Consider the following 12,996-nt stretch of genomic DNA (forward strand, 5'->3'; position numbering starts at 1 on the left):
TTTTAGAAATCTCCTTCTTCATTTGGAACTAAAAATACAAAAATCATATATAAAATGACCGGGGTACCTACTGTAAAAAATAAACTGATGATAAACAATACGCGCAGTAGTGAAGCATCTATTCCGATATACTGAGAAATACCGCCGATAACACCCGCAAGCTTGCGATTTGTTCGCGAACGATACAACTTTCGCACGTTAATCATCTCCTTTGCTTTTTACTAAAACAAGCGTTTTCTATTTTATAACAATTGAACCCGTTTTGGATTCAGCTAACAATTTATAGCCTTTAGGCGAAGCGACATTGGCTTTGAAACGAAGTTGTTTCATAACCGTTTCTTTTTTCTCATCTACTATTTCCATCTCAGGAAGTGTACATGTAAAATTCCCAAAGTTAGATTTCAAATCTCCGTCAACGGAGAGGTGGGGCGGAGTATAGAGCGTAATGCTCCCCGTAGTCGTTTTGAAAAATGCTTTTTCAATGCGCTCTCCTTTTAAATACGTATCAATATCTCCGTTAAATGTTTGAACGTCAATTTTCTTTGTGTCCCCATCAAATTTAACCGTTCCATTGATTGTTTCAAGCTCACATTTTGAAGCGAGTATTCGAGAAAGTTCCATGTGCCCATTTGATGTCTCCATTTCAAGAGAATGGCTATTCACATCGTAAAAGCGGATGGTACCATTAGCTGTTTTGGCTTTCAGGTCTCGTACGCTTAGTCTTTCCCCATCGATTGAACCATTAAACATACGGAGCTTGACGCGTTCATATTCCATTTCTGGAATATAAATAATCGCTTTCACCTTCATTTGCTTTTGCTGAATTGCAAAGCGCAATTTGCCATTTTCAATGGAAAATGCCGTATGCTGTAAGAAAGTGCGGCGCGCTTCATCCGAATTCTCTACTTTGTAGATAGCAGCTTCACACTCTATTCGTACTTCTGTACTCCCCCAAGGACGGAGCTGGACGCTTCCATTTGCTAAATCTACATCAATCTCTTGAATATATGCTTCTGATTGTTGAAAGATGTGCTGAACGTCAATTGAAGGCCCAAAGTTAAAATCTAAATCTCCCTCTTTTACTTTTTTTACCGTTTGATCCACAAATGTAAATAATTTTTCTTTTAAAGAGCTTTGAGATGACTTAGAAGCGTACGTTTTTTTCTGTTTTCCTCCTACATAAGGGGATAGCTCAGCTTTATCAGACGTAGCATAGGAAGAATCATTAGCCGAGTCTTTTTCCAGTGAGTTTAGCAAAGTTAAAGCCTCATCTACGCTAAGTTTCCCTTCTTCTACCATCTGTAAAATTTGTTTGCGCTTTTCACTCATACGTTCCATCTCCTCTTTACGTTTTAGTCATTTAACTTTTATCTGCTTAATATTTGTATCCCTTTTACAATATTCCATACAAACACAACAACATTAACTAAAGAAACAACAACTAAAGCTACAATTAAAAGAATAAATACCGTTCCACTAGAGCCAGTAAGAGCAGGAAGTAAGAAAAATAAGAACAAGATCGCTGTAGCGATAGGTAGTAAATGTGACAAGAATGCAGTTTTTGCATGTTTCTTTACTTCTATGTTATGAACAACAAAATAAATAATAATAGGTAATAAAAATGGTGCAAAGAAAACGCTAAAATAATTTAAGGAAGATAGTACGCGATTTCCTTCCATAATAATCAACTCCTTATATCATGTATTACGGTTTAATGAGTTAAAAAGTTTCATTCTTTATAAAAAAGACACCAATGCTGGTGTCTTTTAACGAGTTAATGCCTCTGCTTTTTCAACTTTTTTCTCCATACGCTTACGATCACGTTCTAAAATTGGCTTCAAATAATGACCCGTATAGGATTCTTTTACTTTTGCCACTTCTTCTGGCGTACCCGTAGCCACAATTTGTCCGCCTTTATCTCCACCTTCAGGCCCTAAATCAAGCAGGTAATCAGCAGCTTTGATGACGTCTAAATTATGTTCGATCACTAGAACCGTATCTCCATTTTCAACTAAACGCTGGAGCACTTTTAATAATCGTGCAATATCATCCACATGAAGACCAGTGGTCGGTTCGTCTAAAATGTAAAGCGTTCTTCCTGTTGAGCGGCGGTGAAGCTCTGACGCTAACTTTACACGCTGTGCCTCTCCACCGGATAAAGTAGTGGCGGGCTGTCCAAGCGTGATATAACCAAGTCCTACATCGTAAATGGTCTGCAGCTTCCGCTTAATCTTTGGAATGTTTTCAAAGAAGTGAAGAGCGTCTTCAACTGTCATATCCAACACATCTGAAATGTTTTGATCTTTGTATTTCACTTCTAAAGTTTCACGGTTATATCGTTTGCCGTGGCAGACTTCACAAGGGACGTATACATCTGGCAAGAAATGCATTTCAATTTTAATAATACCGTCTCCTCGACAAGCTTCACAGCGGCCGCCTTTTACGTTGAAGCTAAAACGACCTTTTTTATATCCGCGCACTTTTGCTTCGTTTGTTTGTGCAAATACATCTCGAATGTCATCAAATACACCTGTGTAAGTTGCAGGATTCGAACGAGGCGTGCGACCTATTGGAGACTGATCAATATCAATGACTTTATCTAAGTGTTCAATGCCTTTGATTTCTTTATGTTCTCCTGCTTTGCTTTTTGCTTTATGCAGCTTTTGTGCCAATGATTTGTGAAGGATATCATTTACCAGCGTACTCTTACCTGATCCAGATACACCTGTAACAGCCGTGAATACACCTAACGGAAGCTTTGCTTTTACATTTTTTAAATTGTTTTCTTTTGCTCCTATAATTTCAATCATCCGATCTTTATCTATTGACCGTCTTTCCGCTGGAAGAGGAATAAACTTCTCTCCTGATAGATATTGACCCGTTAAAGAGTTTTCATCCTCCATCACTTCCTGAGGCGTACCTTGAGAAACAACGGCACCCCCGTGTACGCCGGCTCCTGGTCCGATATCAATTAAATAATCAGCTGCCATCATCGTATCTTCGTCATGTTCTACAACAATCAACGTATTCCCAATATCGCGCATATCTTGCATCGTGCGAATTAAGCGATCATTGTCACGTTGATGAAGACCGATAGAAGGTTCATCTAAAATATAAAGAACCCCCGTCAAACGAGAACCAATTTGAGTAGCCAAACGAATGCGCTGTGCTTCTCCTCCTGAAAGAGTTCCAGCAGAGCGGTTTAATGTTAAGTAATCAAGTCCCACGTTAATGAGAAAGCTTAGACGCTCACGAATTTCACGCAGTATCATATCAGCAATCTTCATGTCTTTTTCAGATAGGCTGAGACTTTCAAAAAAGTCATATGCTTCTTTTACTGAAAAGCGGGTTGTATCTCCTATATGCTTTTCGTCAATAAGCACCGCTAAGCTTTCGCGTTTTAAGCGATTCCCTTTACATTTTGGACAAGCTTGCTGAGCCATGTATTTTTCCATTTGCTCACGAATGTAATCTGAACTTGTTTCATGATAACGGCGCTCTACGTTTCGAAGCACGCCTTCAAATTCGATGTGATTTTCTCTTACTTGGCCAAAATCATTTTCATAGCGAAAGTAAATCTTTTCTTTACCGCTGCCATATAATACTTTATCAAATAAATGTTCCGGGATATCTCGAACCGGCACATCCATGTCGATGCCGTAATGTGTACATACGGCTTCAAGCAGCTGCGGATAGTATTGAGAACTTGTTGGCTCCCAAGGTGCAATTGCGTGCTGATGAAGCGTTAAGTCATAGTTAGGAATAACTAAATCTTTATCCACTTCCAATTTCGTTCCTAACCCATCACACGTTGGACACGCCCCGTACGGACTATTAAACGAAAACATGCGGGGCTCAAGTTCTCCAATGGAGAAACCACATTTTGGACAAGCATGATGCTCGCTAAAAAGCAGTTCTTCTTCACCTATCACGTCAATAATTACTTTCCCTTCTCCAAGGCGAAGAGCTGATTCCAAAGAGTCCGACAAACGAGCGGCTACACCTTCTTTTACAACAACGCGATCAATCACTACTTCAATAGAGTGCTTTTTGTTTTTTTCCAGTTCAATTTCTTCTGTTATTTCACGCATTTCTCCGTCTACTCGAATGCGAACGTACCCTTCCTTTTTAATATCTTCTAATACTTTTACGTGGGTGCCTTTTCGGCCAGATACCACAGGGGCCAGTACTTGAAGTTTTGTGCGTTCAGGGTACTCTAAAATTCTATCTACCATTTGCTCAATCGTTTGAGACGTAATTTCAATTCCATGATTAGGACAAATCGGCTTTCCTACCCGAGCAAACAAAAGGCGCAAATAGTCATAGATTTCCGTCACAGTTCCGACGGTTGAACGAGGGTTTCGGCTCGTTGTTTTTTGATCGATTGAAATAGCAGGCGACAATCCTTCAATCGAATCTACATCCGGCTTATCCATTTGACCTAAAAACTGTCTTGCATATGCCGAAAGCGATTCAACATAACGTCTTTGTCCTTCTGCATAGATTGTATCGAAAGCTAAAGAAGATTTACCAGAACCTGATAACCCTGTTAACACCACTAATTTTTCCCGCGGGATTTCAATATCGATATTTTTCAAATTGTGGGCTCGTGCACCTTTTACCACGATTTTTTCCATCGCCATGTTTTATCACCCTTCCGCTTTTAATTCTAGAATCAAGTCACGAAGCTCAGCTGCGCGCTCAAAGTTAAGCGCTTTGGCTGCTTCTTTCATTTCTTGTTCCATTTCTTCTATGAGCTTTGCTTTTTCTTTTTTGTTGAGCTTATCAAATGCCGGTGCTTCTTCATACGTTTCTGTATCTTCTGCCACTACTGTTGCACGAATTGAGCCTCGAACTTCTTTTTGAATCGTTGTCGGCGTAATGCCGTGCTCTTCATTGTAAGCTTCTTGAATACTTCTACGACGCTTGGTCTCATTGATTGCAATGTCCATGGAGTTTGTGATGCGATCTGCATACATAATGACATGTCCATTAGCATTTCGCGCAGCACGTCCGATGGTTTGAATAAGCGATCGTTCTGAACGCAAGAACCCTTCTTTATCAGCATCTAATATAGTTACTAACGAAACTTCCGGAATATCTAAACCTTCACGAAGTAAGTTAATTCCTACAAGCACATCATATTTTCCAAGCCGCAGCTCTCGGATAATTTCAATACGCTCGAGCGTCTTCACCTCAGAGTGAAGATATTGAACTTTAATGCCAATTTCTTTTAAGTAGTTCGTTAAATCCTCAGACATTTTCTTTGTTAACGTCGTAACGAGTACTCGTTCATTTCGCTTAATCCGGTCGTGAATTTCTCCAATTAAATCATCAATCTGCCCTTCAATTGGTCGAACTTCAATATTTGGATCCAATAATCCCGTTGGACGGATAATTTGTTCAATCACATCAGGTGCCTTCTCAAGTTCGTAAGGACCTGGTGTTGCAGAAACATGAACAATTTGGTTAATATGCTGTTCAAATTCATCAAATTTAAGCGGGCGGTTATCTAATGCGGACGGCAGGCGGAAACCATGGTCTACTAACACTTGTTTACGCGCTTGGTCTCCATTATACATTCCTCTAACTTGAGGAATTGTAACGTGTGATTCATCCACAACAAGAAGGAAATCTTCCGGGAAGAAGTCCAGCAGTGTATAAGGTGTAGAACCAGCTGGACGAAGCGTTAAATGGCGAGAGTAGTTCTCGATTCCCGAACAAAAGCCCATTTCTCTCATCATTTCTAGGTCGTAGCGCGTGCGCTGCTCCAAGCGCTGCGCTTCTAAAAGCTTTCCTGCTTCTTTTAGCTTCTCTAGCTGTTCTTCTAATTCTTTTTCAATGTTTTGAATAGCAACACGCATTTTTTCTTCTCTCGTGACAAAGTGAGATGCCGGGAAGATAGCTACATGTTCACGATCTCCAATAATTTCTCCTGTTAGAGCGTCAACTTCTCGAATGCGGTCAATTTCATCCCCGAAAAACTCGACGCGAATACAGTGTTCATCTCGAGATACAGGAAAAATCTCCACAACATCGCCGCGAACGCGAAACGTTCCGCGCTTAAAGTCAATATCATTCCTTTCGTACTGTACATCCACTAGCGTACGAAGCAGCTGATTGCGCTCTTTTTCCATCCCTACTCGAAGAGATACGACCATTTCTTTGTATTCTTCCGGAGATCCTAATCCATAAATACAGGACACGCTGGCAATAATAATGACATCTTTTCGTTCAAAAAGAGCAGAAGTTGCCGAGTGACGAAGTTTATCAATTTCATCATTAATGCTTGCATCTTTTTCAATAAATGTATCTGTTTGAGGTACATAAGCTTCAGGCTGATAGTAATCGTAGTAACTGACAAAGTATTCAACTGCGTTATTAGGGAAAAACTCTTTAAACTCACTGTACAATTGACCAGCAAGCGTTTTATTATGAGCCATAATTAATGTCGGCTTATTTATTTCCTTAATAACATTAGACATGGTGAAGGTTTTTCCCGTTCCTGTAGCACCTAATAAAACTTGATGCTGCTTACCTTCTTTAATTCCTTTCACAATCTTTTCAATTGCCTTTGGCTGATCACCTTGCGGTTGATATGAGGATACTAATTCAAACTGATCTTTCAAATGAAGGCCTCCGTTTCCATTTTCTTGTTTTATCTATTTTTTATTACGATATGTAAAAACCGAAAATACGAACTGATATTCGTATTTTATCACTTTATAATCATAAATGAAACTAATGAGTATTAATCTTATATAGTGTTTGTTTGTTTTTATTTTTTACCCTGTTACTTTATTACCCACTAAATTCTTATACTACCCTTTTCGAAGGGAATACAACTCTTTGGATGAAAGCAATAAAAGAAAGCAAGCTGCGTTATTGTTTGAAAAAGATAGGCTTTTGCGCCAATTTCTAAATTATGATACAGTATAAAAAATATGTACTGAGAGGGGTTTAGTATGGCAAGCGTTGATCAAGTTCTTATAAATAACTCCTTTACAACAGTTGAAGAATCAACTTCTTTAGCTAAAGTGAAATCTGAACTTTCAAACTATGACTTCGTCGTAGTCACAGCAAGTACCTTTTATGTAATACAAAAAGATGAACGATACCTGTTAACAGGTCATGACGAGGCATCGTCCATAAAAAAAGTAATAGCGGATACAAATTGGCCTTCATCTTCTACTTCTACGTTAGCCAATTTACAAGCCAACACAAACTGGAACAGACCAGTCCTCATTCAAGCAGAAAACCAAGAAACCACAATAGGACTTGTAACACCTTCACAGTGGATTACACATTTGCATAGCCAAAATGAGATATTAGCTTCCTATTTTGATACATTGGCAGAAACCATTAATGATGCAGTGACAGCGGTCGATAATGAAGGAAATGTAATCTTGTGGAATACTGCTGCGGAACATACGTATAAGATTCAGAGAGATGATATTTTGGGTAGAAAAATCGGAGAGCATTTCAAAGATGAATCCATCATTCTACATACGATTCTAAATGAAGGGCGCCCTGTACGCGGAACGTATCATCGTCCTAATGAACAAACTCACGTGCTCATCAATGCATCTCCTATTATAAGAAACAATCGGGTCATAGGTGGAGTCGCAACTGAACATGACATTACCAATATTGTAAGATTAAATGAAGAAATTGATGTGTCTCTTCTCATTCCAAAAGATAATCCATTTTCTTCTTTCGCGGGTATCAGTCCTGAAATTAAGCAAGCCGTTGACATTGCCAAAAAAGTGGCATCTACAGATATGCCTATTTTATTAACAGGAGAACCTGGTTCTGGGAAAGAAATGCTGGCTCAGGCCATCCACTACGGGGGATCCAAACATAAAGAACCTTTTTTATCTTTAAATTGCGCCACTATTCCATCTGGGCTTCTGGAAATTGAGCTCTTTGGTCATCAAAAAGATGTCTTTTCAGAAGATCCAACGACCATTGCGGGAAAACTAGAGCAGGCTCATAACGGGACGTTATTTATTGAAGAGATTGATAAAATGCCTCTTGAAATTCAAGTTAAGTTTCTCCGTTACTTGGAAGAACAATCCTTTTATCACGTTGGAGGCACCGAAGAAATTCAAGTCCAAACCCGAATTGTAGCCTCTACCACGACGCCTTTGGAAGAGTTGCTAAAAGCCGGTGAATTCCATGAAAATCTTTACTATTTGCTGACCGTCATTAATATTATCATTCCGCCGCTTCGAGACCATAAAGAAGACATTGAAGCATTAACTCAGCAATTTGTACAGGAATTTAGTAAAAAGTATAAAAAGAAGGCTCCTTTCATCAGCTCTGAAGTTCTAGAAGCCTTTATGCAATACGATTGGCCAGGCAATATTCGCGAGCTAAGAAATACGATTGAACGAATGATTTTTCTAAGTGATCAGTCGTTGATTACCCTTACGCACCTTCCTGACAATCTGAAGGATGCAAGTTCTTTCACAGAAGTTCAAAAAGAAGAAGATTCTCTTCAAGAAGCTAGGCTAATAGAAGAAACTCTTCAAAAAACCTATGGAAACAAAAGTGCTGCAGCAGATCTGCTTGGCATTTCACGCGGCACCCTTTACAATAAAATCAAAGAATATGGACTAAACTAATGAAAAAATTCGACACGAAGCTAAGGTGCTTGTGTCGAATTTTTTATGTTTCTTGGACTGAACTTATTTGGAGAAATTTTTTAACACGAACCATACATTGGCGGGACGTTCGGCTAGGCGTCTCATAAAATACCCAAACCAGTCAATGCCGTAAGGGACATATACTCTTACTTTATATCCTTCTCTTACTAGACGATCCTGCAGTTCTACACAGATTCCATAAAGCATTTGGAACTCAAATTGGTCATTTAAAATACCATTTTCTCTTACTAATCGTTTTGTGTACTGAATCATTTCTTCATCATGACTTGCTACAGCTGTATAGTGTCCATTTAGCAAATGCATTTTAATTATTTTTTTATAGTTTTCATCTACGTCTTTCTTTTCGGGAAATGATACTTCTGGTGATTCTTTATAAGCTCCTTTTACCAGACGTAAATTGGCTTGATATTGCTGTAAGTCATTCATATCTTGTTCTGTACGATAAAGATACGCTTGAATCACAATTCCAACATTATCGAATTCTTTGCGTAATTCTTTATACATATCAAGGGAGATTTGGCAGTGCAAGTAGTCTTCCATATCAATTCGAACAAAAATATCATTCACCCTGGCCGTGTGTAGGATTCTGCGCATGTTTTCCATACAAAGCTCTTTGCTAATATCCAACCCTAAAGAAGTCATCTTTAACGATAAATTTGATTGAACGCCTGATTCTGCAATGGCTTCTAATGTCTGAATACACATGGCCGTAGATAACCTAGCTTCCTCTTCTGTAAAAACAAACTCTCCTAAATGATCGAGTGTAACAACTTTCCCACTATTGTTAAGCTCCTTGGATGTTTGAATTGCTGATTCAATTGAATCTCCAGCAACAAAACGAGCTGCCCCCATCCGCAATCCATACTTTTTAGCTAATTTATTCATTGAATGATTTTTGCCAAGCGACTGAAACATCGTTCTCATTAACACTTCCATCGATACTAAACCTCCCTTTGTTTAAAAAATCAAAATAAATATAATTTTCAGATTAATATCTTTATTTTTCTATGCCCCAACTACATATTTGTACACGTAGTTAAAATAATTTACACAAAATTGTTTAAGTTAATTTAGTTGAATACATATTTGTATGATTAATTTAATTATACTCATTTATCGATGGAACTGTAACAACAATGTTATGAGTTCTAACTCGTTTTTGGACATAAAAAAGCTCTCCACATTTCGTAGAGAGCTTTTGCGTACGTTTTGATAATAAGACGATTCACTTATCATCAAAATAACAATCTTTATTTCCCAGCTGCTAGCATGCCTTTTGCATATAGAAAACCGATGGCTGCGGAAAGTAAATCTATTAAAATAATAAGCGGATAATCTGCGTACCCTTTATATACAGAAACAGCTATCAATAAAAGCGTCAGTGCTGTTGCAACATATAAGTTATATGTTACTCTAGCAAATAGAACAAGCAATATGGCGGGTAGAAAAACTGCGGCAATCGTTTTGACTTCCACAAACATTTCTCCTTTTTATCCGTCTTTTAACCAGCTTGCGAGTCACGTTTTGTATAATTGTGTACAAACAAAATGCCTAGTTCATGGTGTTCATTGTCATACAATGCTCGCTGAGTAAAGCGAACTTCTCCATTTTCGTCAATAACTTCTAGCTTACAAAAAGCACGGTTATTAACTTGTAATGCTTCATAAAATTTATGGACTTCAGATATAGCGATTCCATTTACCTTAATAATCACTTCTCCTACTTTCAAACCCATTTTCTCTGCCGGAGAATGAGGGATGATTCCTAATACAATCAAACCTTGTGTACGCTTAGTAAATAGTGCGGGCGCTTTTTCGTCGCTTCGACGCTGCTGCAAACGAATCCACTCTCTTCCTATGATCGCTAGAATAACAACAGCTACAGCGGCAGGAGGATAAAAAATAGCAGCAATCGTAATGATCGTTAATCCCACGCCTAATGCTAATACACGCTTACCGGTAAATTCAATAGATTTAAACGGAACCATACTTTGAATTCGCTGATAAAAACCGATAGCAAAAGGAACAAAAAACAGGCTAAATGATGTTCCTTCAATAGATAACACAGGCCACCATGGAAACACAGACGTAATGGCGCTGCCTGGAATTAAGACAAAAAGCGGAACAACCCATAATTTTTGAGAGTAATGAGCCCCAATTTCCTGCCCTCTTTTACTTTTCACAATGGCTGGAGACGTACCTTTTGCCCCAAATTTCCAAATTAAATATCCTTCTGCTAATACAAGCAGCGACATTAAAATAGTAAGAGAAGGTAAATCTGCGTTATGAGCTTGCACAGACCACGTTTGAATAACTCCTTCACCGAAACCAGCTGCAGGAATAAGCAAGGTCACAAGCACAGCCAGTCCTACCGTATAAGAAGGAGAAAGCCATTTAAACGTCCAAGGACCGCTTATGATAAAAGTTAAAACAGCTACAAGTACAATCGTTCCTATAGATACATAGACACCTAGCAACACGGTAACAACGGATAAAATCAACCCAATAATGATACCTGGAAAAAATAAATATTTTGCTTCTAAAATAAAATCAAACACGCGAACATGAAAATTTTGACGCTCTCTCTTGACGCGAGAAAGACCTACAAAAAACGAGACGAGCAGAAATAAATAAGTTAACGGGTGTAAAAACAAACGCCCGATACCTTTTAATAGCTCTAATGCAAAATCCATTTTTTCACCACCTGTATTTTTCACATTTTTATTACAACATTTACGATTGATTGTTATGTATCATAGGCTTCTTTATTTTATCAAAATGCATCACTAACCGACAATGTTGTTTTTACTAAAAAAGTTCCGCGCTTTGGAAAAGCACGGAACTTTTTCTACTTCTTATTGACTAGCTAGCTTTAAAGCCGTTTGAAGCTGACGATCTTCATCTTTTGATTTAATTTTTTCTAGAAGTTTTGTTTGTAAAAGCGCTGCTGTATCTTCATCAATTTCACCTGTAGCTTTTTGCTTATTGGCTTTTTGGAATGCTGTTACAGCTGTTTCTGTCTCTTTACTAAAATATCCGTCTGTACGTCCAGGTTCAAAACCAAGGCCTTTTAGCATCACTTGAGCATTCTTCACCTGGTCACCTGTCATATCACGTGTTAATGGCTTTTTATCAACTTGAATTGGATTTGCATAATAATAATCCGGCTGCTTGACTTCTACTGTCGGTTTTATACCTTTTTCGTTAATCCAGTTTCCATCAGGCGTTAGCCATTTATAGAACGTTAATTTTAAATTACTGCCGTCTTCCATTGGAACAGCTTGTTGAACCGTTCCTTTTCCATAGGATTTTTCACCGACTAGCTTGTATCCTCCTGCTTCTTTTAATGCCCCGGCAAGAATTTCAGAAGCGGATGCACTTCCTCCATCAATCAAGGCCACAATTGGATAATCCTTTTGCTTTTTCATTGAAGAAACCACTTTTTGACGTTCACCGTTACGATCTTCAATTTGGATATATGGCTTTTTATTCGTTACTAATTTATCGAGCATTTTTTCAACGCTCGTTAAATAGCCACCAGGATTTCCACGAACGTCTAGAACTAAGCCATCAATATTTTTATTTTCAAGTTTTTTCAACTGTTTCGTAAATTCGTCTCCCGTTGACTCAGAGAATGACGTAATTTCCATGTAACCAATTTTTTTATTGTTTACATTTTTAACAGAAGAATAGACGGTTTCAATTGGAATCTCATCTCTTACAACTTTTACTTTCATCGTTTCTTTCACGCCTGGTCTTTGAACATCTAATGTCACGGTAGAGCCTTTTTTACCGCGAATTTTTAATACCGCTTCATTCAATTCAAGACCCGCGATACTTTTACCATCGATCTTTAAAATCTGATCATTTGGTTTTAATCCTGCTTTTTCCGCAGGAGATTGTTTAAACGGAGCTACGATTGTTACTTTTCCATCTACCATGCTTACTTCAGCACCAATCCCCTCAAACGATGAATCAAGAGACTGCGTGAATTGCTGTGCCGTTTTCTTATCCATGTAAGATGAGTGAGGGTCTCCTAAGGTTTGTACCATTCCTTGGATTGCGCCATCTAATAATTTTTTGTCATCTACATCTTTGTAATATTTTGAAGATATCAGTTCGTAAGCCTGCTTGATTTTGTCTAGCTCTTCCTTTTCCACTTTACTATCATTTGAAGAAGTTGTAAGGGGGGTACTGACCGTTCCAGCATTTGCATACTGAATGCCAAAATATGTACCTGCTGCTCCAACAACTAAGGAGAGTGCCATTAATAGTGCAACGATTTTCCGATTCAAGTTCTTTCATCCTCCTCAACCTTAAGCCATCTC

Annotated in this window: 10 protein-coding genes; 1 reads left to right on the forward strand and 9 read right to left on the reverse strand. The window is 38.4% G+C overall.

The window, feature by feature from the left end:
- Window positions 1–2: 2 nt before the first annotated feature.
- The 5 genes from U9R83_RS25365 to uvrB all read right to left on the reverse strand — a co-directional run bounded on the left by U9R83_RS25365 (window position 3) and on the right by uvrB (window position 6,629).
- The gene (locus U9R83_RS25365; RefSeq protein WP_013059728.1) at window positions 3–197 is read right to left on the reverse strand and encodes a PspC domain-containing protein; all 195 of its coding nucleotides are present in this window, start codon (window positions 195–197) and stop codon (window positions 3–5) included.
- 40 nt (window positions 198–237) lie between these two features.
- Window positions 238–1,329 (reverse strand): DUF4097 family beta strand repeat-containing protein, encoded by a 1,092-nt coding sequence (locus U9R83_RS25370; protein WP_014457823.1) that lies wholly within the window; start codon window positions 1,327–1,329, stop codon window positions 238–240.
- Between the two features lie 38 nt (window positions 1,330–1,367).
- Window positions 1,368–1,679: a hypothetical protein gene (locus U9R83_RS25375; RefSeq protein ID WP_014457822.1), complete on the reverse strand. Its 312-nt coding sequence runs from the start codon at window positions 1,677–1,679 to the stop codon at window positions 1,368–1,370.
- 87 nt (window positions 1,680–1,766) lie between these two features.
- Window positions 1,767–4,643 (reverse strand): excinuclease ABC subunit UvrA, encoded by a 2,877-nt coding sequence (uvrA, locus tag U9R83_RS25380; protein WP_014457821.1) that lies wholly within the window; start codon window positions 4,641–4,643, stop codon window positions 1,767–1,769.
- 6 nt (window positions 4,644–4,649) lie between these two features.
- The gene (gene uvrB, locus U9R83_RS25385; RefSeq protein ID WP_042991819.1) at window positions 4,650–6,629 is read right to left on the reverse strand and encodes an excinuclease ABC subunit UvrB; all 1,980 of its coding nucleotides are present in this window, start codon (window positions 6,627–6,629) and stop codon (window positions 4,650–4,652) included.
- Window positions 6,630–6,965: 336 nt separating this feature from the next.
- On the opposite strand from uvrB, the gene U9R83_RS25390 reads away from it, so the two are divergent.
- Window positions 6,966–8,627, forward strand: a complete 1,662-nt coding sequence (locus U9R83_RS25390; RefSeq protein ID WP_014457819.1) for a sigma-54 interaction domain-containing protein — start codon at window positions 6,966–6,968, stop codon at window positions 8,625–8,627.
- 63 nt (window positions 8,628–8,690) lie between these two features.
- Here U9R83_RS25390 and U9R83_RS25395 read toward each other — a convergent pair whose 3' ends face one another.
- From U9R83_RS25395 to U9R83_RS25410, 4 genes are all read right to left on the reverse strand, one after another.
- Window positions 8,691–9,605: a proline dehydrogenase family protein gene (locus U9R83_RS25395; RefSeq protein ID WP_014457818.1), complete on the reverse strand. Its 915-nt coding sequence runs from the start codon at window positions 9,603–9,605 to the stop codon at window positions 8,691–8,693.
- Window positions 9,606–9,919: 314 nt separating this feature from the next.
- Window positions 9,920–10,144 (reverse strand): DUF2198 family protein, encoded by a 225-nt coding sequence (locus U9R83_RS25400; RefSeq protein WP_014457817.1) that lies wholly within the window; start codon window positions 10,142–10,144, stop codon window positions 9,920–9,922.
- Window positions 10,145–10,170: 26 nt separating this feature from the next.
- Entirely contained in the window at window positions 10,171–11,361 is a 1,191-nt protein-coding gene (locus U9R83_RS25405) for a PDZ domain-containing protein (RefSeq protein WP_014457816.1), read from the reverse strand.
- Between the two features lie 162 nt (window positions 11,362–11,523).
- A complete protein-coding gene (locus U9R83_RS25410) occupies window positions 11,524–12,963 on the reverse strand; it encodes a S41 family peptidase (RefSeq protein ID WP_013059738.1) in 1,440 nt (479 codons plus the stop codon).
- Between the last annotated feature and the right edge of the window lie 33 nt (window positions 12,964–12,996).

Origin of the sequence: Priestia sp. LL-8 (assembly GCF_036227845.1) — a bacterium.
GTDB lineage: Bacteria > Bacillota > Bacilli > Bacillales > Bacillaceae_H > Priestia > Priestia zanthoxyli.